The following is a 25,945-nucleotide window of genomic DNA, read 5'->3' on the forward strand; positions in this document are numbered from 1 at the left end:
CAGGGCAGCGACAACACCATGCCGCAGAACCCGTAGAGGGGGAGCAACCAGGCGAGTTGGATCGGAAGTGGCAGGGGTGGGGCGAACAAAGGGGGGAGGGAAGGCCGTCGATCGGCGGTGTTCGAAGGGAACAGGTCAGCCGGCGGCGGACTCTAGAAGCCAGCCGCGGAATCCGGGAACTAGAAGGTGGCCCGATCCATCGACGGATCGTGGTTGGGGGCCAGGCTGCGCAGCCAAGCGCCCAGCTCCTCACCGTGATGTTGTTCGTCCGTCCAGAGGCCGTGGAAGAAAGCCTCGCTGGCACCATCGCCCACGAGCACGCAGAAGCGCACCGCCTCGGCGTAATGCTGAATCAGGTCGGCCTCGAGGACGAGGTCGAGCCGCAGCAAGCCCGCCAGATCGGGGGCATGGCCCACGGGCCGCAGCTGGGAGGCAGCCGGTGCCACCCCGAAGGCCAGCATCCGCTGCACAATCTGCTCGGCGTGCTGCAGTTCCTCCACGGTTTCGCGACGGAAACGGGTGGCCGCCTCAGCATTGCCCCAGAGCTCCACGAGGGAGGCCTGGGTCATGTACTGCTGAACGGCAGAGAGCTCAAGGCTCAGGGCGCGACCGAGATAACCCAGGACGCGCGGATGAACGGCGCCCATGGGGATCAGAGACGGCGGATGGTGGCGGTACCGGTGAGGGCAGGCTCCACTTCACTGTGGGGACGGGCAATGATGTGGGCTGCCACCAGGCCGTCACCAACGCGCTCACAGGCATCGGCACCGGCGCGAACGGCGGCGTTCACCGCACCGGTTTCGCCGCGGACCATCACGGTGACGTAGCCGCCGCCGACGAACTCGCGGGCGATCAGGGTCACTTCAGCCGCTTTGGTCATGGCGTCAGCGGCTTCAATCGCCGGCACCAAGCCACGGGTTTCGATCATGCCGAGGGCGATGCCCTGAATGGAAGGAGCCATGGCGTTGCTGCGCGAAGGGGTGGATGGACGGTTGGTACCGGCGCCGCCGCCGGTACCGGATGGGGTGGCACTGGAGCGACGGGTCGTGCTGGAGGCACGGCCGCCACTGGCCTTGGCGGCAGCCTTGGGAGCTGCCTTGGCCGCCGGTTTCGCAGCGGCTTTAGCCACTGCAGCCGGTTTGGCCGCCGCTGCCGGCAGGGCCTTGGGGGCCGCTGCCGCAGGGGTTGAGCCAGCCGCCGCCGTGCCAGTCGCCGGCGTGGTGCCAGCTGCCGCTGCCGCCGCAGGGGCGGGTTTGGCAGCGGCAGCTGCGCTGGGAGTGGGTCGGGGAGTGGGGGTGGCCATGGCTCAGGGGGTTGGGGGCTGGTGGGATGACAGGACGACCGGGTAGCGAGCTACCCGAACGGCCTAGCCGTCTGGCTCCCAGAAATCGATGATTCCGCCGATCGTCAGATCGGTCTGCACCTCGGGATTGCCGCAGGCAAAGCGCGCCGCCGAGCCGCTGGCGGTAAACACCCAGTTGCCCGGGGAGGCCCCAACGGGATCGACGGCGACGCTGAGTTTGCCCTTGGGGGTGCGCAGCACGCGCAGGTTGGAGTGTTCGAGACCGGGCACCCGCTGGGTGCACACCAAAGAGCCCGTGACCTGCATGATTTCCATTACTTGGCCCCTCCCGCTGGTGTCGAAGGAGCAGCCGGGGAGGGGGCCTTGCCCGCCTCGGGATCCCAGTGGTCGATGATGCCGACGATCGTCAGATCGCTCGGGTACGACTTGCTGCCGGCCGCTTCACGGGCCGCGGAACTGCCCACGCAGATCACCCAGTCACCGGGGATGCAGCCCACCGCATCCACGGCCACCTTCTGGGTGCTGCCGTCGAGCACCACCTGCAGGTGCTTGTGCTCGAAATCGGGAATGCGGTTGGTGGAAACCAGCGGCTTGATCACCTTGCAGATCAACATGTCAGTGCCCTCCTCCGCTCGCGAATGTGATGGTGGAACCTACCGCCTCAGCTGGGGTGTGGCGGTCCTGATCCCGCACGGTGAGCAGGGCATGCAGCAAGCCCTGTTCAAAGAGGTCGGGATAGCGGTTTTCCATGGCCGCCTGCACCCGCTCACAGTTGCGGATGGCCCGCTCCCGGGCGCCCGGCACCTGACTGTTGTAATCGAAGCGAACCACCACGGGCACCGGCAGACCACGGGAGACATTCAGACCCTTGAAGATCTTCACGCCCACATCCAGATCCGGCGCGCCTTCTTCCACCGTGTCCATGTAGGCGAAGTAGGTGAGATTGCGCAGGTGGATCTCCTTGAAACCGATTCCCACGCCGATGAAGCGTTCGGCGTGGCCGGCATCGGCGTAGCTGCCGCCGTGCACCTGGCGCACGTAATCGATCTGGGAGAGGTTGTGCTCCAGCAGGCGGGCAATCAGCTTCACCATGCCGGGATCGGGGCTGCTGGCGGCCGCCTGCTCCACCATCGCGAGGATGCGGGCGCGGCCCTCCTCGGGATTGAGATGCCGGGTGGCGTCATAGACCGCCTGGGCGTCCAGCCAACGCTCCAGGTTGGTGCTGCCGTCCATGCCGGGCACATGCAGGCGGATGGTGTCGGTATCGGTGTCGATGCCCATCAACAGCAGATCCACCGACGCTCCGCAGCAGAAGCTGTTTTCCACCGCCTGCTGGAAATCCTTGAGCCGTGAGAGGCCACAGGAGGCCGCCAGGGCGTCATCGCTGCCGTGGGCGGCGCACCCTTCGTGCTGGGGATCCTTGGAACTGAAGTGGTAAAGCACCACCTTCAGATAGCGGGTGTCGTCGTGGGCTGGATTGGGCAGCCCTTCGCGGTAGCGGCGGTGCTCGGTCTTCACCCAGCGATTCACCGTGTTCTCGACATCGAACAGGGCCCCGGCGTGGGAGCGGCGCCGCACCGAACTGAAGGGAACCCTCAGGGCATAGGCCACCGCATGGGCCAGTCGGCCATCGGCGCAGGGCGTGATGTCGAGCAGGTGAAAACCGCAGGAGAGCAGAAACGCATTGAACGCTTCACCGGCGGGACTGCCGGGCTTGCCCGCCAACGGATCGTGCTGGAAGAAGGCGTCGCTGGTCTGCTCGTAGGTTTCGAACAGGCACCAGGCAAACAGGGTGCGCATGTCCAATTGGCTCACCCAGGCCTTCTCCAGGATCGGCAGGGGGAGCTCAAAGCCCAGCTCAGCCCGGGCCAGTCGCTGGGCCTGCTCGATGAAATCAGGCTCGTGCTGGAGCGCGGAAAGGCGCTTGAGCACGGGCACGATCCGATCGAAGGCTCCTTTCACCTGCTCGTCGTAGGCCTGCAGGGTCGCATTGGCCTGACGATCCGTGAGGGGATGGAGACCCACCGCTCCCGCCCTTCCCATGCGTCCGCCAGCGAGGGCCAGGGAGGGCTCGCCCGTGCTGGCGCCGCTGGGGCGACGGCGGGGAGCCGTCGGAGCCAGGGGGCGATAGGGAGTGGACGAGCGACGGGGGGGCATCAGGGATTCAGCCGCGGGCTCCGCCGGAGACGGTGATCAGGGAACCGGCGGTGGTGTTGCCACTGGACCCGGTGACCCGGCTTACCGGTTCGGGACGCTCCTCATTGCGCTTGGCCTGGAACGCCGGCATGGCCGCCATCGAACCGGGACGGGTCGGGTTGCGACGGCGGGCAGAGACACCCTCCGTTCCCGTGACCCGCTCACCCCGATCCCAATCGTCGCCGGTGATCTTCAGTCCAGCCGAGATCCCTTCGCCGGTGACCCGGGAGATGGGTCGGGCATCCTCATCGACGCTCACGGGAGCTGCCATGGGGCTGCGCTGAATCGGAGCACGCTCGATCGGACCGCGGGAGAGCTGGGAACCGCGGCGGTCGAAACGGAACTGCTCGGTGCCGGTGACCTTGTCACCGGCCATGTCAAAAGGGCCGGTAACCCTGCCACCCTGCTCGTAGCTGTTGCCGGTGACGGAGCCACTGCGTTCTCGCCCCACCTGGGCCGCCCTAGCGGGCGACTGAATGCTGAACTGTTGCCAGGGCTGGCCACCATCCAGGGCCTGGGGGAAATCGGCGTCCTGCGCAGCGGCGGCACCACAGGCTTCCACCAGCTGGTCGTTGCCGATGTAGGGGGTGCCGGTGACCGCCTCACAGGCCCCACGCTCAGCGCCGGTCATCACCCCGCCGATCCCGGGCTGGATGCCGCTCATCCGATTGGAGCCCCGCACGGGAGTGCGTTGGCGGATGGCGCCCACGGCCTTGCCGTTGCAGAAATCCCCTGCCTGCTCGAGGCCGGCGTAGGGGGTGCCGGTGACCACCTTGCAGGTGCCGGGCTCATCGCCGGTCACGTTGGTGGAGCGGCCGGTGCGGGTGCCGCTCACCACCTGGGCCTTGTTGGTGACACTGAAGCCAACCTTGGGGGCCTCCGGAGCGGGCTTGGTGCCGCAGAAGTCGGCGTACTGCTGGCTCCCCACGTATTCATCGCCCGTGACCAGACGGCAGCTGCCGGGCTCATCGCCGGTGACGTGCTCGCTGCGGCCCACATGGGTGCCGGTGATGCCGGTGCCGCGGAGGGTGTGCAGGCTGGCCACCTTGGTGGGGGCGCGGCCGGTCACCTGGCTTTGATCAGCCACGTATTGGGTGCCGGTGAGCTGCTTGCCGGAACCGGGCTCATCGCCGGTCACCTTGCTGGAACGGCCCACCATCACCCCGGAGACAGGCTGGCCGCCGAGGGTCTGGCTGCGGCCCACCTTGCGGGGGGAGGGGTTGGTGCCGCCGCAGTAGGCGGCGGATTGGTTGGCGGACACGTATTCGGTGCCGGTGACGTTTTTGCAGGTGCCGGGCTCATCGCCGGTGACCTTTTCGGAACGACCGACTTCGTTGCCGGTGACCCGGTTGCCATGGGTGGTGGCCGTGACCCGCACCTTGGCGGGCTGGGAAGCGACGGGACCGCTCTGGCAGAAGGTTTGGAACACCTCGGCGCCGAGATACTCGGTGCCGGTGATGGCGCGGCAGGTGGCCGCTTCGTTGCCGGTGGTCTTGGCGGAGCGGTTGGCCTGGGTGCCGGTGACCACCTGGCCGGAGCTGGTTTCACTCACACCCACTTTCCAATGGGCGTCGCTGGCGGCGGATTGCTTGGCGCCATGGCGATTGGGGCCGGAGGGGCGGGTCCCACCACTGCGGGAGGAGCCGGCACTGCCAACCTTGGCCCGCAGCTCCCGCACCTTCTGGGAAAGCTCGCGGGCGCTCATGTCGGGGTTGCCCTGACGGGACACGGTCGCCGCCGTGGTGCTCCTGGGCGTGTTGGCGGACTTGCCGCGCTTGGAGAGGGCTTCGCGACGGGCCAGCACCAGGGCCCGACTGGGATCGCGCTGGGCGGTGCGCTTCGGCGTGGAGCGGCGTTCGGCGCCCTGGCCGGCGCGGCTGCTGAGGCTGCTCAGGGCCGGAGCGGCTTGGCGGGATTCGCCCAGACACTTGCAGGGCTTTTCAGCCGCAGGAGCCGCCGGAGCGGGGGTGACAGCTGCGGGGGCGGATTTCGCCAGATCGGTGCGGGTGCGATCGGTGGAGGAATCGGCACGCTTGCCGCGCTTGGAGAGGGCTTCACGCCGAGCTAGCACCAGATCGCGGCTGGGGTTGGCGATCGGACGGGCTGCAGTGCGGTGGCTGCCGCTGGATGGAGCCGCCAGGCTGCGGCTGGGGGCGGCAGGCGCTGCGGCCCTGGCCGCAGCTGGAGTTGGGGCCGTGGGAGCGGACTCAACCGCAGCAGCAGCGGTACGGGTAGGCCGGGCATCCTCCACCGAGCGCACACGGCTCGGACCGGAGGTGAACCGGCTGGCGGCTTTCTTGCCACCGTTGGTGAGGGCCCTACGGCGCTCCAGAGCTGCTTCCCGGCTGGATGTGCTGGCCATGTCCGCCCGTCGAATGGAATTTCTGAAAAGGTGCGATCAGTCCGCAGCGCGAACCGACCCGCGAAGAAAGGGGATGGGGGTCCCGGTGTTCAACCAGGACCCCACAGGGTGCTGAGAATCAGCGACCTTCGAACACCACGAAGCAGGCACCCTGGCTTTGGGTGTAGGCGTCGTAGCCCACCAGGCGCACGTGGTGGTCGGGGTAGGCGCGGTGGCAAGCCTCGAGCTCACTCACGATCACACCCAGATCCTTCTCGCCGAAGAAGGGCAGCTTCCAGAACGACCAGTAGGTCGCCATGGAATTGCTGGGATGGACGTGCTCAACGAGCGGGCTCCAACCCTGGGCAATGATGTAGGCAATTTGGTCGTAGATCTCGTCCTGGGTCATCGGCGGGAGGAAGCCGAAGGTCTCCAGGGTGGCGACTGTTTGGTAGTCACCCACGGTGCTCTTGAAAGGCATGGGGATCCTGTTGTGGATGGAATGGTTGAACCCTGATTCCAAGGGTTCGGATCGCGTTCACTGGAGCGGTCTGGGCGAGAACGGGGGCACCGAAGAGTCGGAAGCCGCCCATTCCCAACCGACGAACCTCAGTTGACGTCGAGCTTGTCGACGGTGTCGAACTCGAACTTGATTTCCTTCCAGGTCTCCAGGGCGATCGCCAGCTCGGGGCTGTGCTTCGCAGCTTCCAGAAGGATGTCGCGACCTTCACGCTCGATCTCGCGACCGGCGTTACGGGCCTTGACGCAGGCCTCAAGAGCCACCCGGTTGGCAGCAGCACCAGCGGCGGAACCCCAGGGGTGACCGTGGGTACCACCACCGAACTGCAGCACCGAGTCGTCGCCGAAGATGGCCACGAGGGCGGGCATGTGCCACACGTGGATACCGCCGGAGGCCACGGCGAACACGCCGCCCATGGAGCCCCAGTCCTGGTCGAAGAAGTTACCGCGGCTGCGATCTTCGGGAACGAAGGATTCGCGCAGCTGGTCGATGTAGCCGAGGGTCGACTGACGGTCGCCTTCGAGCTTGCCGACCACGGTGCCGGTGTGGAGCTGGTCACCACCGGAGAGACGCAGGCACTTGGCCAGCACACGGAAGTGAATGCCGTGCTTGGGGTGACGGTCAATCACCGCGTGCATGGCACGGTGAATGTGCAGCAGCATGCCGTTCTTACGGCACCACTTGGCCAGACCGGTGTTGGCCGTGAAGCCGCCGGTGATGTAGTCGTGCATGATGATGGGCTGGCCCAGTTCTTTGGCGAACTCGGCACGCTCATACATCTCCTCAGGAGTGGCGGCGGTGCAGTTGAGGTAGTGCCCCTTCTTCTCGCCGGTTTCCTGTTCGGCCAGCTTCACAGCTTCAGCCACGAACTCGAAACGGTTCTGCCAGCGCTGGAAGGGCTGGGAGTTGATGTTCTCGTCGTCCTTGGTGAAGTCGAGACCGCCACGGAGGCACTCGTACACCACCCGGCCGTAGTTCTTACCGCTCAGGCCGAGCTTCGGCTTGATGGTGCAACCCAGCAGGGGACGGCCGTACTTGTTCATCCGGTCGCGCTCCACGACGATGCCGTTCGGGGGACCCATGCAGGTCTTGATGAACGCCATCGGGAAGCGGATGTCTTCCAGACGCAGGTGGCGCAGGGCCTTGAAGCCGAACACGTTGCCGACCAGGGAGGTCAGCACGTTGGTGATGGAGCCTTCCTCGAACAGGTCAAGGGGATAGGCGATGAAGGCATAGAAGGATTCCTTGTCGCCAGGAACGTCTTCGATGCGGTAGCAACGGCCTTTGTAGAAGTCGAGATCGGTGAGGAGCTCGGACCACACGGTGGACCAGGTGCCGGTGGAGGATTCTGCGGCCACAGCTGCGGCGACTTCTTCCTTGGGCACACCTTCCTGGCCGGTGCACTTGAAGCAGGCCAGCAGGTCGGTGTCTAGGGGGACGTAATCAGGAGTCCAATACGTGTCGCGGTACTCCTTGACCCCGGCGTCGTACTTCTTAGCCATGAGTGATTCTCCGGTTGGGTCGAAAAAGGTGAATGGTTGTGGGTGCCGAACGGTTCAGCGCTCAGGCCTTACACCACTCAGTCCTTGGAACCCGTGAAACCGGCGCTGCCGTTCAGAGCCGGCTCCACCTCACGGTGGGGACGAGCAATGATGTGGGCCGCCACGAGGCCATCGCCAACGCGCTCGCAAGCATCGGCGCCAGCGCGCACGGCTGCGTTCACGGCGCCGGTTTCACCGCGCACCATCACGGTGACGTAACCGCCGCCGACAAATTCGCGGGCGATCAGGCGCACTTCGGCGGCCTTGGTCATGGCGTCAGCCGCCTCGATCGCGGGGACCAGACCCCGGGTTTCGATCATGCCGAGGGCGATGCCCATGGTTTCAGTTGCCATTACCTGCTCCTGGAGGAGGGGGGTGGAATGTTCGCTCGCAACCATGGTCGGCAGGCAAACCCCCCGTCAAGCCATTTGGGCCCGTCTCGCCATCACCGTTACCACGCGTTCAGATAAGCCACGCTGATCAGTGCATCACAATTCGTTAGGCAATGCTTGCCGATGCAGTGCTGGCAAGGGTTTTGCGCGGAACCTCTCAGAGCGGCTCGGCATCCGCCACATAGGCCACGCCGCCGTAGTAATCCAGCAAGGGCTGGATGCCTTCCCGCAATTTGGGCAGGATTTCCGCCTCACAGAAGACGATGACGTGGGCATTGGCCCCCAGGCCGCTGAAATCCATGGCCTCGGAGACCCATCCGTGGGGGCCCTTGCCGGTGACGTGCTTGATCACCGAGTAGCCCGGCGCTCCAGCGGCATCAATGGCCTTGAGCACCGCATCCAGTTCCCGTTCGCTCAGGATCAGATCAACGCGTTTCATGGGTCAGGGAGCGGCGGGAAGAACGGTGTTGACCAGAGCCATGTAGATGGGGATGCCCACGATGATGTTGAAGGGGAAGGTGACTCCCAGGGCCGTGGAGATGTAAAGGCTGGGATTGGCCTCCGGCACGGTCATGCGCATGGCCGCCGGAACGGCGATGTAGGAGGCGCTGGCACACAGCACCACGAACAGCAGGGCATTGCCGGGCCCCAGGCCCAGCCCCCGCGCAATCAGGACGCCCACCACGGCGTTGAACAGGGGCATCAACACGGAGAAGGCGATCAGGAAGGCTCCGGCCTGACGCAGATCCCGAATCCGCTGGGCCGCCACGATGCCCATGTCGAGCAGAAAGAAGCTCAGCGCTCCATAGAAGAGCTTGTCGCTGAAGGGCTCCATCTTGGTGATGCCGGCAGGGCTGTAGGCCGCCACCAACAGGCCGATCACCAGGCTGCCCACCAGCAGGAACACGGAGCTGTTGAGGCAGGCCTCACGCAGCACCGCTCCCCAGCGCATGCCCGCTGCGTCGGGCCGCTTCTGGGGGGCAGCCAGGGTCACCAGCAGCAGGCCCACGATGATCGCCGGCGACTCCATCAGGGCCAGCGCGGCCACCATGAAGCCATCGAAGGGCAACTTCTGGGTTTCCAGAAAGCTCTCGGCGGTGATGAAGGTGACCGCACTGATCGAGCCGTAGGTGGCCGCAATCGCGGCGGCATTAAACCCATCAAACCGGGTCTTCAGCACCAGAAAGCTGTAGAGCGGCACCACCAGCGACATCGCTACCGCCGCACCGATGGTGGGAAGCACCTGCCCGCCGAGGCCGCTGTGCTGAAGCTCCAGACCCCCCTTGAAGCCGATGGCCAGCAACAAATAGAGCGAGAAGAGTTTGGGGAGGGGCGATGGAATCTCCAGATCGGAACCCACCAGCACCGCAATCACCCCCAGAAAAAAAAACAGAACCGGAGGGGAGAGCAGGTTCTGCAGGATCAGGCTTGAGTCCATGGCTCCAAACTCCAGCGGGATCGCTACAGGCCTGCCGCAACCGTAGGTCGATCGGGGGAACGTGCTGTCAGCGGCCGCTCAAAATTCAGCCCTGGCGACAAAAAACCCGGCATTTATGCCTACGGTTTCCCCGGAACCGGCACCCCTGGAGCCATTCAGGGGGTGGAATGTTCAACCCAGCCGGTTCCCCCCAATTTGAATCCGATCTTGCGCTCCCTGTCGGGGCGTTGGAGAAGGGCGCCCCTGGGCTGGTGTTGCGACACAATGGCCTCCCCCGTGGCCCATCGATGCCTGCGTTGGTCATCGCCAGTGGCAACCCCCACAAAGTGGCGGAGATCAGCGCCATGCTCGACGTGGTCGGTCTGGAGGTGCACCAGCAGCCCGATGGGCTGGAGATCGAGGAGACAGGCTCCACCTATCTGGAGAACGCCCGGCTCAAGGCTGAGACGGTGGCCCGGCTCTCCGGCACCTGGGCCCTCGCCGACGACTCAGGCATCGAGGTGGATGCCCTCGGCGGTGCGCCGGGCATCTATTCGGCCCGCTACGGCCCCACTGACCACGAGCGCATCCATCGGCTGTTGAAGGAGCTGGGGGATTCCCTCTATCGGGGGGCCAGCTTCCGCAGCGCCATGGTGCTCGCCGATCCCTCAGGCACCATCCGGGCCGAAGCCGAGGGCATCTGCCGGGGGCAGATCCTGCGGGAACCCGAGGGCCATGGACCGGGCTACGACAGCCTCTTCTACGTGCGCGAGGCCGGCAGCTCCTATGCCCTGATGGGTCCGCACCTCAAGGCCAAATTGGGCAGTCGCGGCAAGGCCGCTCGGCAGCTGGCCCCGGACTTGCGTCGCCTGCTGGGGATCCCAGGCTGAACGGGCTCCAGCCCGAGCAGCTCAGCGCGCGCTGCTGTTGATGTGGTTGATCGCCCGCATGGCAGCAGCGGCCGCCTCTTCCACATCCCCCTCCTTGCCCGCCAGGGTGAGGCGTCCAAAGGCCCCCACCGCCTTCACATCCACCACGGTGATGTTCGCCGCCTTCTCGGCCTCGTTGGCCGCGATCAACACATAGCCAGCCGGCTCGGTTTCGAGAATGAACATGCTCATGCCGGCCTGGATCATCGAACCGCGGCGGTTCTGGCGGTTGATCAACACCGCGTGGTCAGGCGTGACCGCACGAATGATCTCGGTCCAACTCACCTCGGCGCGGCTGCGGTCCTCCTTGCGATTGCCGATCGCCTCGAGCACCACATCGCCCGAATGGAGCACATTGCTCTGGTCGCGGTGGTAGAGCGCCAGCGAGCCAAAGGCCCGCTCCACAATCATTTGGCCGAGGCGCACGGTGCTGGCCTTCAGGGCGATATCCGTGACCCGGTGCACGGCCATGCCGGGGGACACCTCCAGCCAGAGGCAGGCATCGCCGGGAATCGGCAGAAAGCCCTGGCTCACCGTGCCCATGTACGCAGCCAGTTGGGGCTGCAGCGAATCGAGAAAGACGTAGGTGCGCAGCTCGATCGACTGCACATGGCTGGACTGGCGGGCGAGGCGTGAGCCCTCGCTGTCGGTGGTGATGACACAGCTGGCCCCGTCGCTGTCGGAGTCCACCTGGGTGCCCGTGATAAGGGAGCCCGATCGGGCTGAGCCCATCGCTGATCGGGAGGGAGCCCGCCCGGCGGACAGGCCCAACAGCCCCTCCTGCCGGCGACGGGTCGCCAGGTCTTCACGAGAGGGCTGGCGGGCTGGCAAGGGAGGAACCTTCTGGCAACTGCCCGTTCATCGGCTCAGCTGCGGCTGGATCTTAACCCTGGTCCCCCCGCCCCTTGCCCATCCGGATGGAGCCGGTACCGTCCGGCCAACGTTGATGGGACGGGTCCATGGCCACCAGACGCACCAGCTCCAGTGCCTCCGCGTCCAACACCAGCAGCCGCACCAAGGCGGCCCAGGCCGAACCCATGCCCCACACCGACCCCAGCGCCGAGGGCGCCGTACCGGAGTGGATGGCCCAGGCGGCCGCCCAGGGCGTCAAGCCCGAGCAGGCCCTGGCGTTCATCGGGCTCGGCTTGATGCAGAAGATGGCCGGGTCGGGGCAGGACTTGCCCTGGATCTGGTCCGAGGCCGAGGACGGTGGCCAGGCCGATCTGGCAGCCCTGCGTCAGCGCCTCGAGCTCACCCAGCTGGCCCTCCAGACCGGGGCCCCCCTCACGACCTCGGAAGTGACCCAGCTGCTGGGGATCCGGCCCACCAGTGAGGCCGTGGAACGCGGCGGCCTCAAGGCCCGCCGCCTCAGCCGCAATGTGTGGAAGCTGAGCCGGCTCGACGAGACGGCTGCTCGCAGCGACGACGCCTTCCGCCGCCGCTTCTAGGCCAGCCCGACCAGCTTCATCGATTCGTCCCAAACGCCCTGGGCCGTGCCCGGGTTGCTGGCCTTGTCGGAGAGCTCCTGGCTGAACTGTTTGCCGCCCTGCTTCTGGCGGTTGCCCCAGCTCCAGTGCACCCCGGAGGCGGCGAAGGCGGGATCGGCGACCACCTGGGCCACCCGCTCACCGGCGAGGGCCTGGCTCACGTAGCCACCGGTGATGTTCTTCTGGAACCAGGGAAAGATCTTCTGGAAGGCCTTGGGGGCATTCCGGAACAGGGGCGTATCAGCCACGCAGCCGGGGTAGAGCGAGCTGAACACAAGCCCCGTGGAAGCATGCAGACGGCGATGCAGCTCCTGGGTGGTGATCATGTTGCAGAGCTTGCTGTCCTTGTAGGCCTTGCCGGGCTTGAAGGGCTTGCCATCGGCCATGGCGATCGGGGCCTTGAAGCCCGCCTTGAAACCGGCCAGAGCGCCCAGATCGGCCGGCGCGGGGATGGGAATCTTGCCCCCCAGCTCCTTGGAGTTGGCCGTGACGGTGCCCAGCACCACCAGCCGGCGTGAGGGATGGGTGGAGCGCTGCAGATCCGGCAGCAGCAACTGAATCAGCAGGAAATGGCCGAGGTGGTTGGTGGCCATCGAAATCTCGTAGCCCTGGGGGGACCGCTCCGGCGCCTTGAGCCGGGGCTTGTAGACGGCGGCATTGATCACCAGCGCGTCGAGCGGGCGCCCCAGGGAAGCCACGAGGGTTTCCACCCCCACCCGCACGCTGTCGAGGTCGCCGAGGTCGATGCGCAGGTGGGTGAGCTGGCCGTGGGGGATGCCCAGCGTTTCAGCAGCGGCCGCTGCCCGCACCGGATCGCGGTTGGCGGTCACCACATGCCAGCCCCGGTCAGCCAGGGCCTTGGCGGCATTGAGGCCAACTCCCGAGGTGGTCCCGGTGATCAGAACCGTTCCGGCACCAGCAGCTTCGGCCATCGAACCCGTCGTGAAAACGGGCCTTAACTTACGGGTTGGAGCGACCGCCTTCAGAGCCTTGCCACACCACCCGTAGGCGGTTGGGGGCAATCCACTGGTTCTGCTCGCGGATCAGGCGCTGCTCCCCATCCACCATGAACAGGTGGTCAAACCGTTCCCGTGCCTTGGCGAGCTTGGCCCGCTCCAGGTCGAGCACGGCGGCAAGCTCACCCTGGCGCTCCATCCGTTCCTGATAGGCCGTGGCCAGGCGGGCGAGGCTGACTCCGGCCACGAGCACCAGGCCCACTTTCACAACCAGGCCGATGACGCTGCAGAGGAGCTCCTGCCGCTCGCTGGAAAGCCCCTGCTGCATCGCCACGTCACCGCTGGGCATGGCCACAGCCGCCAGCCCGGAAGATGGGGCTGGCCGAGGAGCCGAACGCTGCTGGTCTGCACTCTGGCGGCCAGAACGCTGCCCGTCAGCACGACGGGCGGAGCGCCCTGGGGCTTGGGCCGGCCTGGCCGTCGAAGCCGGTTTTGGGCCTGAAGTGGGGAGAGGCGACATGGTGACACCAATGGACCAGAGCCCCACGGGGGCCTGCACGCTTCTAGCGGCCCCGCCCCCACTTGCCAAGGGGCCGGGAGGGCGATCAGGCCTTGTAGAGGCTGAAGCAAAGGCGCACAGCCAGCACGCCCGCATGGGCGGCCACCACCAGGGCAATCAACACTTCGGCCTGGCTGAGTGTGGAAACCATGGAGGTTCGGGAATTGACGGGATGCGCTCCATTCTTTGCCCTTCGGTGGCTACGGTCCACCCTTGCGCGGCCCTGCTGTCACAGCTCTTGATGGCGTTCCTGGAGATCTCCGAACAGCAAATCCGCAGCCTGGATCTGGCCAGCCTGCAGCCCTGGGCCAGCCTGGGGGCCGCTGAGCTGGTGCAGCAAGCCGGTTCCCTGGAGCTCCACTTCCAGTGGCCCCGCGCCAGCGATGACCCCCGGGAACTGTCAGAGATTCCGGAGCTGCGGCTCTGGTCCCTGCGGGCCGATGCGGAATGTCCCTGGCTGCCCCTGTTGCTCGAACGCAGCAGTGGCCAGCTCACCCGTCACGGGGCCATGCTGCTGCCCCACCAGTTCAGCCGCACGGAGGGCATCCGGTTTGCCCCCGAGGCCCTCGAGCTCTGGATCACCCACCGCCTGTTCGGTCTCGATGCCTGGGCCCGCCAGAACGGCCTCAGCATCCGCCAGGGTCTCGCCCAGATGGCCGCGGTGCTCGGATTTGAGCTCGACGCCAGCTTCTGGAACCATCTGCCCCCCGCCTGATTACAGGCCCGGGCTGGCGGGCCAGAGCACCAGGGCCAGGGCCCGTCGGCCGCTATCGAGGGCGAGGAGCACGGTGAGGGCCCGCAGCATCCACACCAGGGCGCCGTCACCCACCCGGTCCAGGCGGGAGGCGGACCAGCGGGCCGCCAGGGCTGCGGTGGCCCCAAGGGCCAGGCCAACGGGCAGCAATCCCCGGCCATCCCCCAGAAACCTCACCGAGGCCACGGAGGCAGACACCAGCACGGCCAGGGTGCTGAAGCGGATCGCCAGATGAATCGGCACCTGCAGAAACCGCACCATCAGCGGCACCATCACCAAGCCGCCACCCACGCCGAGCATGCCGGTGCCCAAACCTGCCACGCACCCCACGCCGGCGAGCCCTCCCCAGTTCCAGGACGCCCCAGCCGGCGCCACCAGGCCCGAATGGGCGCGGATCGTGACGGCCAGCACCCCGTACATCAGGGCCTGCAGGGTCAACAACAGCCAACCCTGCACCCCGAAGCCCACGTGACTGAACAGGGCCGCGCCGAGGGCCGAGCCCAGGGCGATCGCCAGGCACCCCCGCCAGGGCAGGCTGCGGCTGCGCAGGTGGGCCCAGGTGCCGCCACAGGTGGTGGGCACGATGGCCAGGGTGCTGGTGGCCAGGGCCTGGTGCGGGTCGAGGCCCATCAGCAGCAGCAACGGCGAAAACACCAGGCCGCCGCCAATGCCCAGCAGCCCCGACAACAGCCCCGCCAGCAGGCCCAGGGGCAAATAGGGCAGCAGGCTCCACAGCATCGGGGCAATCTGGAGCAATGCAGGCCCCCTCAGCATCCCCCATGCCGCCCCTGCGCCGGCTGCCCACGAGCTGCCTGGCGGGCACCTGGCAGATGGCCATTGATGGCTGGCTGCTGGAGCAGCGGGCACCGGCCTTTCGGCTCTACCGCTGGGAGCGTCCCACCCTGTCGCTGGGATTCCACCAACGCAGCCTCGAACCCCACTGGGGTGAACTGGCGGCGGCCGGGGTGATCGACCTTGTCCGTCGCCCCAGCGGCGGCCGGGCCGTGCTCCACGCCGGCGAGCTCACCTATGCCCTGGTCTGGCCGGAAGCGGTGGCGAACCGCCCACGGGCCTACGCCCAGGCCTGCGGCTGGCTGCTGGAGGCCTTTGCTCGGATGGGGCTCCCCCTGGAGCCAGGCCGCCAGGCCGCCAGCTCCCAGCGCAGCAGCTGCTTCGCCACCAGCACCCCCGCCGACCTGGTGCATGGCTGCGGCGCCAAGCGCATCGGCAGTGCCCAGCTCTGGCGGGGCGGCTGCCTTCTCCAGCACGGCTCCATCCTGTTGGATCCACCATCCGACCTCTGGGAGCTGGTCTTCAGGACCCCTCCCCCCCAGCTACCGCCGCTGCCCCTCGACGCCAGCGCACTGGAAAACCTGCTCACGGAGATCGCCCTGGCGTCCTTACCGACGGCCGGGAGCGGCAGCAGCCTGCGGCCGTTGGACCCCGCCGAGGTCACCACCATCGGCACCCGCCGCGGTGGGTACGGCGTTGAGATTCAAGGCTGAGGCCTCAGGGCGTGGCCCTGGCCTCGCCCGAGGCCAGCATCGAGCGCACCACCTGCGGCAGGGCCAGACCCAGGGGATAGGTGCCCTGACGCCGGGCCGCCTCGAGCAGGGGCGGCGGCAGGCGCAAACCCAGCTTGGCCAGCACCGCTTCCCCCAGCTCGGGGCGCTCAATCGTGCCACTGGGCAACCCGGCCGGACTGAGCACCAGCAAGCGCTTGCGGCCGCTGTCCTCGAGTTGCTGCACGGCCTGCCACAACGGTGCCGATTCCTGGATGGACGGCAGGCTGGAGAGCGGCTGAAGGTGGTCGCCGATCCGGTCGCTATCCCAACGCTGCACGGGCAACTCCTGGAGCGGCCGGTCATCGATGACCCCCTGCCAACGGCCGCGATCGCACACCAACAGCCAATCACCCTGATCGATCTCCGCGGTCTGGGAGAGGCGGATCTGGCTCAGCTCCCGCAACCGGCCCGACGCCTCCAACACCCGGAAGCGACGGCCGGCCGCATCGCGCACCTTGAGGTCGTTGAGCGTTTGCTGCAGGGCGAGCATCTGGCGCTGGTTTCGGGACGCCCCGAGGCCAAACCAGCCCAGCAACATCAACCAGGCTCCCCCCAGGCCCGCTCCCCGCAACAGCAACACGGCCCCCAGGCCAATGGCCATCAGCGCGAGGAAGCGACCGCAGCCATTGGCCACCTCCACCCCCCGCCGCTGACTGCCGCTGACCTGCCAAACGAGGGCCTTAACGATCAAGCCGCCATCCAAAGGCAGGCCTGGCAAAAGATTGAACAGCCCCAGCACCAGGTTGAGGCTGCCCAGCTGATACACCATCGCGCCGAGCAACGGCGACAGGTGGGAGGCCCCGTGGGTGCCCGCAAGCAATCCGATGCCCAGCACCAGGCTCACCGCCGGGCCCGCGGCCGCCACCATCAAGGCACCCCGGGCGGTGCTGCATTCCCGCTCCACACTGGCCACGCCGCCCAGCAGAAACAACGTGATGCTGCGCACCTGCACCCCCTGGGCCAGGGCCACCAGCGAGTGGCCCAACTCGTGCAGCAGGACGGAGACAAACAGCAGCACCGCCGTGGCCAGGCCCAGCCCCCACAGCACCGTCGCGCTGACCGGATCCTTAAGGCTAAGGCTGTAGTGCTGCTGGAAGGCGGCCGTGGCCAGCGCCAGGATCACGAACCAGCTGGGATGGATGCGCAGGGGAATGCCGCGGATCTTGAACAGTTGCCAGCCTTCCCCCACGGCCCCCCAGGGCGTCAGAGCGCTAATCCTAGAAAGGTATGCCCGCCGGCGCCCCTCCCCCATGACGCCCCCCCTGCTCAAGATCTGCGGCTTGCGAAGTGCCGATCAGGCCGCCGCCGTTGCCCGCCTGGGAGTGGATGCGATCGGCGTGATCGGGGTGGAGGGCACGCCGAGGTTTCTGGAGGCGGGGCTGCGGCCGATGCTGTTTGGAGCCGTGCAGGCGGCAGCCCCCTCCTGCCGGGGGGTGCTGGTGGTGGCCGATCCCGACGACCGCCAGCTGGCCGAGCTGGAGGCAGGCCATGGCCACACGGTGGTGCAGCTGCATGGCGCGGAGACGCCGGAGCGCTGCCAACACCTGCGCCAGCAACTCGGCTGTGAGCTGTGGAAGGCCCTGCGCATCCGCACAGCAGCCGATCTGGAACGGGCTGCCGACTACGCCAGCGTGGTGGACGCCCTGCTGCTGGATGCCTGGGTGCCGGACCAGCTGGGCGGATCGGGCCATCGCATCCCGATTGAGTGGCTGGAGGGTTTTGCACCCCCACTCCCCTGGTGGCTGGCCGGGGGCATGCGCGCCGATCGGGTGCAGCCCGTGCTGGCTCGGCTCAGGCCCACGGGCCTCGATGCCTCCAGCGGCGTGGAGCGCTCGCCGGGGGAGAAGGACCTGGCCCAGGTGGCCGCGCTGGTGGCAGCGATTCAGCAGGTTTCAGGACCGGCCGCTGGTTGAGGGGCGCGATTGGGGTCAGGATCGGGGAACCCATTCCCGATTCCCCGGCCGATGCCCCGTCCCACCACCACCCTCCACCAGGCCCTGCTGCTCAGCCTGATGGCGGCCAGCACCCTGGCGGGCCCGGTGACGCCCCTGCAGGCCCAGGACCTGGTGGGCTGCCAGCTGGTGGACGGTCAGCTCTCCTGCGTCCCGGGGGTGAGCGCCGATCCCCAAAGCCAGATCCGGGCCCTGCGCCAGCAGATCTCCACCGACCTGCAACAGGAAAGCGCCGTCCAGCAGCAGATCGACGGGTTGCAGCAACTGGAACTCCAGGGTGCGGCAGTCCAGGGCCAGCTTCTGCAGGCCACGGCGGTGGCCGACGCGCTGGCCGCCCTGCCACCCCAGGCCTTCCACTGGTACCGGCGCACACCGGGAGCCTCGCAGTGGCTGTTGATCACAGGGGCCTCAGGCCCCACCTACGTGCTGCAGCCGGAGGACATCTCAGCCCAGGTGATGGTGGTGGTGGCCGTGACGGTCCCCGGTGGCGGCGCGAATCGCCAGGCCTCCCCAGTGGTGGGTCCGGTGCGGCCGTCGCCCTGAGGGATCAGGTGGACAACATGGATTCCTGTTGCTTCACCAGCTCAAAGAACTCCGCTTTGAGGCTCGGGTCGACCCGGAAATCACCGCGTACCACCGAGTTGACCATGCTGGTTTGGGGCTCCTTCACACCGCGCCACTTCATGCAGTAGTGCTGGGCTTTGACCAGAATCGCCAGCCCCTGGGGCTCGCAGAGGCGCTCAATCTCATCAGCCAGGATCATCACCGCCTCTTCCTGGATGTGGGGACGGGAGAACACCCAGTCGGCAACGCGGGAGAATTTGGACAGGCCAATCACCCGGTCGCCAGGCTTGATCCCGATCCAGCAATTGCCGAGAATCGGCACCAAGTGATGGGAACAGGCTGAGCGAACGGAAATCGGTCCGACCGTATAGATCTCGTCGAGCTTTTTGACGTTGGGGAAACTGGCGATCTTGGGCTGCTCGTGATAACGACCTTTGAACACCTCATGGAGATACATCCGAGCAACCCGCTCGGCGGTTTCTTCGGTGTTGTGATCTTTGTCGATATCGATCACCAAGCTGCGCAGCAGCTCACGCACCTTGCCCGCCACTTCGATTTCCAGCTGATCCAGCTCACCATCCTTGAGGTGGGCTGAGATGTTGTCGTTGGCGAGGTAGGCCACGCCGGCTGCATCGAGGCGCTCGCGGATCCGCAGGCTCACCGGCAAGGGCGCCGCATCCGGAGCACTGGCACGGGAGGGAAGGCTGGACGGCAGGGTGGAGGTCATGAAGGGGCTCAGAACACGCCGGCGGCCGGCATCAGGGTGAGGTCTTCCACCACCAGAGTGGCGGGCTGTTGGGCCAGATACAGCAGGGCTTCGGCCGCCCGCTCGGCCTCAAGCATGGCACGGCGATCGAAGGAGCTGTGGACGGTTTCGCTCTCCCAGAGTGGCGTATTCACCGCACCCAGGGTGAGCGTGCTGACCCGTATCCCATGGGACCGTTCCTCCGCCGCCAGGCAGCGCCCCAGGGAGCCCAGGGCGGCCTTGCTGACGCAGTAGGCGCCCCAGTCGGGAAAGGCGTGATGGGCGGCATGGCTGCTCACGTTGATGATGTGACCGCCCCCCGTGGCCCGCAACCGCGGCAGTAGGGCCTGGCAGACCTGGAAGACGGCGGTCAAGTTGAGCTGCATCAGCCGCTGCCACTGCTCCAATGGCATCTCCGCCAGGGAGCCCGTGTAGGCCATGCCCGCATTGTTGATCACCACCGAGGGGGTGAGTCCCCGACCACAGAGCTGGTCCAGGCCCGGCCCAATGGCGGCGGGATCGGCCAGATCGAGGGCCAGGGTCTCGACGCGACGGCCCAGCGGGGCCAGCTCAGCGGCGAGGGCAGCCAGGTCCGCCGCCGAGCGGGCCAGCAGCAGCAGGTCGTAGCCGGCGGCGGCAAAGCATCGGGCAGCAGCAGCGCCGATGCCCCGGGAAGCCCCGGAGATCAGCGCGACAGGAGTGGGGTCAGGCAAGGTGCGGGCCTACGAACTGCGAGACGGGTCCTGGGCCTCACTCTCGAGATAGCGACCCATGCGCCGAAACTTGGCATAGCGCTGGTCGATCAGCTGCTGCTCGCTGAGGAGCTGGAGCTCGGCGAGTTGCTCCAGCAGGGCGGTTTTGAGGGTTTCCGCCGCCTGCAGCGGCGCCCAGTGGTTGCCGCCGGAGGGTTCCGGAAGCACCCGATCGACGATGCCCAGCTTGAGCAGATCCGGGCCAGTGATCTTGAGGGCCTCCGCCGCGATGGACGCCTTGCCGGCATCCCGCCAGAGAATCGAAGCGCAGGCCTCCGGGCTGGCCACGGTGTAGACGCTGTGCTCGAACATCAGCAGGCGGTCGGCCACGCCGATCCCCAGGGCGCCACCGGAGCCACCCTCCCCGATCACGGTGGCCAAGATGGGCACCCGCAGGCGGAACATCTCGCGCAGATTGACGGCAATCGCCTCCCCCTGGCCCTGCTCCTCCGCCAGCACCCCGGCATAGGCGCCAGGGGTATCAATGAAGCTCAGGATCGGCAGGCGAAACCGATCGGCGTGCTCCATCAGCCGCATCGCCTTGCGGTAGCCCCCGGGCGAGGCCATGCCGAAGTTGCGGGCCACGTTCTCCTTGGTATCGCGCCCCTTCTGATGGCCGAGCAGCACCACCCCCTGATCGCCGATGCGGCCCACGCCACCCACCAGCGCCCGGTCGTCACTGCCGCGCCGATCGCCATGCAGCTCCAGCCACTCGTCGGTGATCACCTGGATGTAATCCAGGGTGCTGGGCCGCTGGGGATGGCGGGCCACCTGGATTTTCTGGGAGGGCGTCAGGGCATCGAAAATGTCCTTGCGGCGGCGGGTGGCCAGGGTTTCGAGCTGCAGCAGCTGCTGGCTCACATCCACCTCTGAATCCCGCGCCAGCTGGCGGATTTGCTCGATCTGCTCCTCGAGCTCAACCAGTGGTTTTTCGAACTCCAGCAGGGCGCGACGGGCCATGGCGGGGATGTCGGGAGGGGGAAGGGGAAAGCAACCCGAAAGGGGTTGGCGGGGTCAGGCCGGGGTGAGGGCTGGCTGGGTGTGGTCGGCCGGGGCGGGATCGGAAGGCAGGGTGAGGCCGAGGGTGTGGAAACCATGGCGCTGGGACGCCGCACCAATCAAGTCCATTTTCTCGAGGGTGATGTTGTTTCGACCCCAGCTGAAGTTGGTGTGGATCCCTTCAAACTCAAGCAGGATGGCCTCAGCAAAGCAGGCAAACATCTGACGCTTGGGGTTGTCCATCTCAGCCATTTCCATCATCTGCCAGGTGATGTCGCTGAAGAACTCAACAATTCCTCCTTTCAGCACATGGATTCCCTCCCCATTGGCCTTGGAGTCGAGGTTTTTGGGATAGCCGCCATCGATCATCAGACAGGGCGACTTGAGGTTCTCGGCGTCGATGCTCAGGGTCTGGGGCAGGCTGGCCACCCACACCACCACATCGGCCTCCGGCAGGGCTTCGTCCAGGCTGAGGATGCGCCCACCGCCCAGCTCCTGTTGCAGATCCAGCAGCGGTTGGGGCTGGCGGGCCACCAGCAACAGCTCCTTCACGCCGGTGCGCTGACTCAGCCAGCGGCACACCGCACTGCCAATGTCACCGGTGGCTCCCACCACCGCCACACGGGCCTGGGCCAGGTCGATGCCGAGCCGGGGTGCATTCGTTTCCACCTGACGACAAATCACCCAGGCGGTGTGGGTGTTACCCGTGGTGAAACGCTCCCACTCAAGGGTGGTGGAGCGGATCTGCTGCTCCTTGAGCAGGTTGAAATTCTCAAAAATGATCGAGGTGAAGCCCCCAAGGGCCGTGATGTCGATGCCATTTTTCTGGGCCAGCTCCATGGCGCTGAGCACCTTGCGCCGGGCCGTTTTGAACCGGCTGAGCATCTCCGGCACAAAACAGGAATCGATGTAGGCCCCATCGATCGTCTTGCCCGTGGCGCTCGTCACCTGAAGACGCTCCACCAGCTGGGGAGGGGCGCTGCACCACACATCCAGGTCGCCGTCAGCGAACTCCTCGAACCCGAGGGTGCGGGCCTTGGCGCGGGCCTCCTCAAAGCTCGTGGAGTGACCGATCAGGCCGAACATGGGCAACCCCAGAGGATGTCGCGGACGCTACATCCTGCCACGTCTGCTCTGGCCAATCCTCAACCCACCAGGGCGGCTGCGGCCATCTTGGCGATCTCCCGGGAGGTGAGTCCCACTTCCATCAGCGCCTCCTGGTACGAGGTGAGGAAATCGGCCATCAGATCTTCCTGGTCCATGTGCAGCACGGCCGCATCACCGGCCACCTGCTCGAGCATTTTGCGCACCAGGGGCAGGTTGTCGCGGTTGGCCTGCTCCAGCTCCTCACGGCAGGTGTCCAGGTTGGCCTTGAGCCACTCCTGGCCGTAGTTGAGGTGGGTGTATTCATCCTTGACCACGCCCTCGGTGATCTTGCGGGCGAAGGGATCGGCGACAGGGATATAGATGTGGTAGGCCGAAATGGCAAAGGCCTCAATCAGGATGGCCTGAATCAACAGGCAGGTGGTCACCTTGCCCTCGGCGAGGGCCTTCTGGAAGTTGCCGTGCAGGGGGGCGAAAAATTCCTTGGCGAAGGGCATGTCGGCTGTCACGCCGAGATTGTTGGCGCAAGCCGTGAAGCCCTTCATGTGCTTCAGCTCCATGCGGGCCAACTTGGCGAGCTCTTCGGCTTGGTCGGGAAGCAGGCTGCCGATGGAGATGTAGTTGTCGTGCGCCTCCTGCTCGCCCTCGATCACGATGGCGTTGATGCGGCTGTAAGCGTCCTTGTAGGAGTCGGTGCTGAAGTCGGGCAGTTGGTCGGCGGCAAAGGCCTCGGACACGGCTGGAGAAGCAAGGGTGGCCATGGCTACCGCGCGATCGGAACAGATCCCTTGACTGTAACCACCCTCAGCTGGGATCTGGCCGGTGGCCTGGCACCCGGTCAGAACCCGGCCACGAACTGCGCAGCAGGGCGTCCAGCCGCTGGCGCCAGCCCTCCACCAACCGCTCAAACAACTGGGCACCGAGGGCCGCCGACGCGCCGCCGGCATCGCCGATCACCCCGGAAGCGCTGAGGTCCTGGGTGAGCCACGCCAAAGGGGCTTGCCCCTCCAGGCTCCACCCCGGGGGGATGGGGCCGCCCCGATCGCCATCGCGGGGGCGATCCGGGCCCACCAGCTCGGGGGCCAGATGCAGCATCAGGCTCGTTTCCGCCAGACCGGCATGGAGCCCAGCGGAACGCTCCGGCTCCGGGATCAGGGCGGCGACACCCTCAGGGCCGCTCCAGAGGAAGCAGGGCAGCACGGCCAGCTCCGGGCGCTCGGAGCGGAGCTGGCGTGCCGCCGTCTGCAACAGCGCGATCTGGCCCCCATGGGCGTTGAACAGCACGAGGCGCTGAAAGCCCGCGGCAGCCAGCTCGTGCCCCACGGCCACCAGCTGGCTGATCAGCAGCTGGGGGGGAAGGCTGAGGGTGCCGCTGAAACCGCGGTGTTCGGGGGAGAAGCCGATGCTCTGAAGCGGCAGCCGCAGCACCGGCAACGCCCCATCCAGGCGGGCCAACACCGCATCCAGCACCCGTTCGGCAAAGAGCGCGTCGGTGCCCAGGGGCAGGTGGGGCCCGTGCTGCTCCACCGCCCCCCAGGGCCAGACCACCGTGCTGCCGGGTCGGGCCGCGAGCTGCTCGACCTGGGGCCAGGCCAGCTGCTGCAGGTGGCGCGAATGCTCCATCACGTCAGAACTGATCCCTACAGTGTGGAGCTCTCAGCCCCCAGTGGAGATGGCCGGTACCGGCAGCCAACCGCCCTCGTCTGCGTCCTCCCGGCCCGTGCCCCCCGGTGCCGCCAGGCCCCAGCCGGTGGCGCCCCTGCGCAAGCCTCCCCAGGTGCTGATGATCCGCAAGGACGAGCCCACCCCGGCTCCCCCCGCCGAGTCGGCCGAGCCTCCCGTGGCGGCCTCGGCCCCCCAGGCACCCAGCCCAGCCCCGGCGGCGCCGGTTCGCACCTCCGCACGCACCCCTGAGCGGAGCGACGACGAGCTGTTCGACATGGGGTCCATGGAGGGCCTCACCATGGCCGACCTGCTGGGACCGGACCCCGGCCGCCAGCGCCCGGCCAAGACCGTCACCCCCGCGGCAGCCCAGGCCGTGGCAACGCCGGCGCGCAGCGTCGACGATTTTGATTTTGATGAGGAGGCCTTCCTGGCCGCCCTGGACGACCACGAACCCCATGGCACCACCGGCGAAGTGGTGCGGGGCACGGTGATTGGCCTGGAGAGCGACGGCATTTATGTCGACATCGGCGGCAAGGCCCCAGGCTTCATGCCCAAGAAGGAATGCGGCCTCGGGGTGATCACCAACCTCAAGGAGCGCTTCCCCAAGGGCCTGGAGGTGGAAGTGCTGGTGACCCGCGAGCAGAACGCCGACGGCATGGTCACCATCAGCGCCCGCGCCCTGGCCCTGCGCCAAAGCTGGGAGAAGGTGCGGCAGCTGGAGAAGGAGGGCAAGGTGGTGCAGGTGAAGGTGAATGGCTTCAACCGAGGCGGCATCACCTGCGATCTGGAAGGGCTGCGCGGCTTCATTCCCCGCTCCCAGCTGCAAGACGGCGAAAACCACGAGGCCCTGGTGGGCAAGACCCTCGGCGCCGCTTTCCTGGAGGTGAACCCGGAGACCCGCAAGCTGGTGCTCTCCGAAAAGAAAGCCGCCACCGCCGCCCTGTTCCAGAACCTGGAGGTGGGCCAGCTGGTGGAGGGGCAGGTGGTGTCGATCAAGCCCTATGGCCTGTTCATCGATCTGGGCGGCGTCAGCGGCCTGCTCCACCAGTCCGCGATCACCGGCGGCCAACTGCGCGATCTGCGCGAGGTGTTCGGCCAGGGGGATCGGGTGCAGGCCCTGATCACCGAGCTGGATCCAGGCCGGGGCCGCATCGCCCTCAACACGGCCCTGCTCGAGGGCCAGCCCGGCGAACTGCTGATCGATCGCGACAAGGTGATGGCCGAAGCCGCCGACCGGGCCAACCGGGCCCGCTCCGTGCTGCGCCAACAGGAACAAGGGGCGGGATGAGCGAGGCCCCTGCTGCCGAAGTGACCCTCACCACCGCCCCGGACTGGGAGCTGGACTACTACTCCCGGCCGATTCTCGAGCCCGACGGCAAGAAGCGCTGGGAACTGCTGATCTGCTCCACCCCCCAGGTGGAGGCCAGTGGCGAGGGCTCGGGCCCCTCCTTTCGCTGGGTGATGCCCTGCCCGGCCTCAAGCGTCAATTCCATCTGGCTGCGGGAGGCGCTGGAGCAAGCCCTGGAGGCCGCCGCTGGGCAGGGCTTCGGGCCTCCACGGCGCCTGCGCTGCTGGCGCGCCTCGATGCGCACCATGGTGCAGCGGGCTGCTGAGGGGCTGGGCTTGGAACTGGTTCCCAGCCGCCGCACCTACGCCCTGGTGAGCTGGCTGCAGGAGCGGGAGCGGGAGGTGTACCCCCAGGAGCCTGGCTACCTGGCCGGCCCCCTGGCACCCCCGCCCCAACCGATCCGCCCCATCGCCGTGCCCCTGCCGGAGGCGGCCCGGGGCGAAAGCTGGGCCTGGGCCACCCTGCCCCTCGAGGCCTTGGCAGGGGCGGCGGACTGGGAGTCGGGCTTTGCCGGCCTGGTGCCGCTGCCGGCGGGCCTGCCTCCCCAGGTGCCGGTACTCGGGATTCGTCTGTTCAGCTCGGCCCGTGCCCTGGCCCTGGCGGGCTGGCTGGCGGGGCTCGAGCCCGTGCGCCTCGAGATCAGCGGCCAACAGCTGGTGCTGGAAGCCGGCCTGGAAGACCGCTGGCTGCTGAGCGATCTGCCCGCCGATGAGGCCGAAGCCGCGGCAGCCGCCTTTGCCGCAGCCCGCCAGCAGGCTGGAGGCCTGCAATTCCTGGCCGTCCAAGCCCGCGAAGACGACCAGCGCTTCGAGGGGTTCTGGCTGCTGCGCGACCTCCCTGACGCCTGAACCCAGGC

Annotated in this window: 31 protein-coding genes; 8 read left to right on the plus strand and 23 right to left on the minus strand. The window is 67.2% G+C overall.

Annotated features, from left to right (window positions below):
* Positions 1-179: 179 nt before the first annotated feature.
* The 11 genes from KBY71_RS06555 to KBY71_RS06605 form a co-directional block, all read right to left on the minus strand.
* Positions 180-647: a ferritin-like domain-containing protein gene (locus KBY71_RS06555; protein ID WP_254928146.1), complete on the minus strand. Its 468-nt coding sequence runs from the start codon at positions 645-647 to the stop codon at positions 180-182.
* A 5-nt stretch (positions 648-652) separates the two neighbouring features.
* Positions 653-1,303, minus strand: a complete 651-nt coding sequence (locus tag KBY71_RS15130; protein WP_315858531.1) for a BMC domain-containing protein — start codon at positions 1,301-1,303, stop codon at positions 653-655.
* 63 nt (positions 1,304-1,366) lie between these two features.
* On the minus strand, positions 1,367-1,618 hold the full coding sequence (locus KBY71_RS06565) for a carboxysome peptide B (RefSeq protein WP_254928147.1): 252 nt from the start codon (positions 1,616-1,618) through the stop codon (positions 1,367-1,369).
* A complete protein-coding gene (locus tag KBY71_RS06570) occupies positions 1,618-1,917 on the minus strand; it encodes a carboxysome peptide A (protein WP_254928148.1) in 300 nt (99 codons plus the stop codon). The genes KBY71_RS06565 and KBY71_RS06570 overlap by 1 nt, the downstream gene beginning before the upstream one ends.
* Position 1,918: 1 nt before the next feature.
* Complete coding sequence (locus KBY71_RS06575) at positions 1,919-3,460, minus strand: carboxysome shell carbonic anhydrase (protein WP_254928149.1); 1,542 nt, start codon at positions 3,458-3,460, stop codon at positions 1,919-1,921.
* 7 nt (positions 3,461-3,467) lie between these two features.
* Positions 3,468-5,861 (minus strand): CsoS2 family carboxysome shell protein, encoded by a 2,394-nt coding sequence (locus KBY71_RS06580; protein WP_254928150.1) that lies wholly within the window; start codon positions 5,859-5,861, stop codon positions 3,468-3,470.
* Positions 5,862-5,979: 118 nt separating this feature from the next.
* Entirely contained in the window at positions 5,980-6,321 is a 342-nt protein-coding gene (locus KBY71_RS06585; protein ID WP_094559869.1) for a ribulose bisphosphate carboxylase small subunit, read from the minus strand.
* Between the two features lie 128 nt (positions 6,322-6,449).
* Positions 6,450-7,862, minus strand: coding sequence for a form I ribulose bisphosphate carboxylase large subunit (locus tag KBY71_RS06590; RefSeq protein WP_190388378.1), 1,413 nt, complete (start codon positions 7,860-7,862; stop codon positions 6,450-6,452).
* Between the two features lie 77 nt (positions 7,863-7,939).
* A complete protein-coding gene (locus tag KBY71_RS06595) occupies positions 7,940-8,254 on the minus strand; it encodes a BMC domain-containing protein (protein ID WP_190388379.1) in 315 nt (104 codons plus the stop codon).
* A gap of 196 nt (positions 8,255-8,450) precedes the next feature.
* Positions 8,451-8,732, minus strand: coding sequence for a P-II family nitrogen regulator (locus tag KBY71_RS06600; RefSeq protein WP_254928151.1), 282 nt, complete (start codon positions 8,730-8,732; stop codon positions 8,451-8,453).
* 3 nt (positions 8,733-8,735) lie between these two features.
* Positions 8,736-9,731: a sodium-dependent bicarbonate transport family permease gene (locus KBY71_RS06605; protein ID WP_254928152.1), complete on the minus strand. Its 996-nt coding sequence runs from the start codon at positions 9,729-9,731 to the stop codon at positions 8,736-8,738.
* A gap of 287 nt (positions 9,732-10,018) precedes the next feature.
* Here KBY71_RS06605 and rdgB point away from each other — a divergent pair, with 287 nt between their 5' ends.
* Positions 10,019-10,600 (plus strand): RdgB/HAM1 family non-canonical purine NTP pyrophosphatase, encoded by a 582-nt coding sequence (gene rdgB / locus KBY71_RS06610; protein ID WP_254928153.1) that lies wholly within the window; start codon positions 10,019-10,021, stop codon positions 10,598-10,600.
* A 21-nt stretch (positions 10,601-10,621) separates the two neighbouring features.
* On the opposite strand, the gene KBY71_RS06615 is transcribed toward rdgB, so the two are convergent.
* A complete protein-coding gene (locus KBY71_RS06615) occupies positions 10,622-11,371 on the minus strand; it encodes a BMC domain-containing protein (protein WP_254928177.1) in 750 nt (249 codons plus the stop codon).
* A gap of 350 nt (positions 11,372-11,721) precedes the next feature.
* Between KBY71_RS06615 and KBY71_RS06620 the strand changes: the two genes are divergently transcribed.
* Positions 11,722-12,087, plus strand: a complete 366-nt coding sequence (locus tag KBY71_RS06620) for a hypothetical protein (protein ID WP_254928178.1) — start codon at positions 11,722-11,724, stop codon at positions 12,085-12,087.
* Here the strand turns inward: KBY71_RS06620 and KBY71_RS06625 are convergent.
* The 3 genes from KBY71_RS06625 to psaM form a co-directional block, all read right to left on the minus strand.
* On the minus strand, positions 12,084-13,058 hold the full coding sequence (locus KBY71_RS06625) for a protochlorophyllide reductase (protein ID WP_254928154.1): 975 nt from the start codon (positions 13,056-13,058) through the stop codon (positions 12,084-12,086). The two genes, KBY71_RS06620 and KBY71_RS06625, sit on opposite strands and share 4 nt — an antisense overlap.
* Positions 13,059-13,086: 28 nt before the next feature.
* Complete coding sequence (locus KBY71_RS06630) at positions 13,087-13,431, minus strand: hypothetical protein (protein WP_254928155.1); 345 nt, start codon at positions 13,429-13,431, stop codon at positions 13,087-13,089.
* 256 nt (positions 13,432-13,687) lie between these two features.
* Positions 13,688-13,792 carry a photosystem I reaction center subunit XII gene (gene psaM, locus KBY71_RS06635; RefSeq protein WP_106502470.1) on the minus strand — a complete coding sequence of 35 codons (105 nt, stop codon included), beginning with the start codon at positions 13,790-13,792 and terminating at the stop codon, positions 13,688-13,690.
* A gap of 90 nt (positions 13,793-13,882) precedes the next feature.
* Between psaM and KBY71_RS06640 the strand changes: the two genes are divergently transcribed.
* Entirely contained in the window at positions 13,883-14,356 is a 474-nt protein-coding gene (locus KBY71_RS06640) for a CRR6 family NdhI maturation factor (RefSeq protein WP_254928156.1), read from the plus strand.
* On the opposite strand, the gene KBY71_RS06645 is transcribed toward KBY71_RS06640, so the two are convergent.
* On the minus strand, positions 14,357-15,151 hold the full coding sequence (locus KBY71_RS06645; RefSeq protein WP_315858532.1) for a sulfite exporter TauE/SafE family protein: 795 nt from the start codon (positions 15,149-15,151) through the stop codon (positions 14,357-14,359). It abuts the gene before it with no gap.
* Between the two features lie 23 nt (positions 15,152-15,174).
* On the opposite strand from KBY71_RS06645, the gene KBY71_RS06650 reads away from it, so the two are divergent.
* A complete protein-coding gene (locus KBY71_RS06650; protein WP_254928157.1) occupies positions 15,175-15,900 on the plus strand; it encodes a lipoyl protein ligase domain-containing protein in 726 nt (241 codons plus the stop codon).
* 4 nt (positions 15,901-15,904) lie between these two features.
* Here KBY71_RS06650 and KBY71_RS06655 read toward each other — a convergent pair whose 3' ends face one another.
* Positions 15,905-17,149, minus strand: coding sequence for a site-2 protease family protein (locus KBY71_RS06655; protein ID WP_254928158.1), 1,245 nt, complete (start codon positions 17,147-17,149; stop codon positions 15,905-15,907).
* A 61-nt stretch (positions 17,150-17,210) separates the two neighbouring features.
* Between KBY71_RS06655 and KBY71_RS06660 the strand changes: the two genes are divergently transcribed.
* Both KBY71_RS06660 and KBY71_RS06665 read left to right on the plus strand, forming a co-directional pair.
* Complete coding sequence (locus tag KBY71_RS06660) at positions 17,211-17,873, plus strand: phosphoribosylanthranilate isomerase (protein WP_254928159.1); 663 nt, start codon at positions 17,211-17,213, stop codon at positions 17,871-17,873.
* 51 nt (positions 17,874-17,924) lie between these two features.
* Entirely contained in the window at positions 17,925-18,455 is a 531-nt protein-coding gene (locus KBY71_RS06665) for a hypothetical protein (RefSeq protein WP_254928160.1), read from the plus strand.
* 4 nt (positions 18,456-18,459) lie between these two features.
* On the opposite strand, the gene folE is transcribed toward KBY71_RS06665, so the two are convergent.
* Genes folE through KBY71_RS06695 form a run of 6 tightly spaced genes read right to left on the minus strand, consistent with a single transcriptional unit; the run spans position 18,460 to position 23,699 of the window.
* Positions 18,460-19,203, minus strand: a complete 744-nt coding sequence (gene folE / locus KBY71_RS06670) for a GTP cyclohydrolase I (RefSeq protein WP_254928161.1) — start codon at positions 19,201-19,203, stop codon at positions 18,460-18,462.
* An 8-nt stretch (positions 19,204-19,211) separates the two neighbouring features.
* Positions 19,212-19,934: an SDR family oxidoreductase gene (locus KBY71_RS06675; RefSeq protein WP_254928162.1), complete on the minus strand. Its 723-nt coding sequence runs from the start codon at positions 19,932-19,934 to the stop codon at positions 19,212-19,214.
* 9 nt (positions 19,935-19,943) lie between these two features.
* Entirely contained in the window at positions 19,944-20,933 is a 990-nt protein-coding gene (locus tag KBY71_RS06680) for an acetyl-CoA carboxylase carboxyltransferase subunit alpha (protein WP_254928163.1), read from the minus strand.
* A 54-nt stretch (positions 20,934-20,987) separates the two neighbouring features.
* A complete protein-coding gene (locus KBY71_RS06685; protein WP_254928180.1) occupies positions 20,988-22,058 on the minus strand; it encodes a long-chain acyl-[acyl-carrier-protein] reductase in 1,071 nt (356 codons plus the stop codon).
* A gap of 59 nt (positions 22,059-22,117) precedes the next feature.
* Entirely contained in the window at positions 22,118-22,837 is a 720-nt protein-coding gene (locus KBY71_RS06690; RefSeq protein WP_254928164.1) for an aldehyde oxygenase (deformylating), read from the minus strand.
* Between the two features lie 43 nt (positions 22,838-22,880).
* Positions 22,881-23,699, minus strand: a complete 819-nt coding sequence (locus tag KBY71_RS06695; RefSeq protein WP_254928165.1) for a creatininase family protein — start codon at positions 23,697-23,699, stop codon at positions 22,881-22,883.
* Positions 23,700-23,748: 49 nt separating this feature from the next.
* Here KBY71_RS06695 and KBY71_RS06700 point away from each other — a divergent pair, with 49 nt between their 5' ends.
* Both KBY71_RS06700 and KBY71_RS06705 read left to right on the plus strand, forming a co-directional pair.
* A complete protein-coding gene (locus KBY71_RS06700) occupies positions 23,749-25,029 on the plus strand; it encodes a S1 RNA-binding domain-containing protein (RefSeq protein WP_254928166.1) in 1,281 nt (426 codons plus the stop codon).
* Positions 25,026-25,937: a Tab2/Atab2 family RNA-binding protein gene (locus KBY71_RS06705; protein ID WP_254928167.1), complete on the plus strand. Its 912-nt coding sequence runs from the start codon at positions 25,026-25,028 to the stop codon at positions 25,935-25,937. Before KBY71_RS06700 ends, KBY71_RS06705 begins: the two co-directional genes overlap by 4 nt.
* The last annotated feature ends 8 nt before the right edge of the window (positions 25,938-25,945 follow it).

The organism is Cyanobium sp. T1B-Tous (assembly GCF_024345475.1).
In the GTDB taxonomy this organism is placed as follows: Bacteria; Cyanobacteriota; Cyanobacteriia; order PCC-6307; family Cyanobiaceae; genus Cyanobium_A.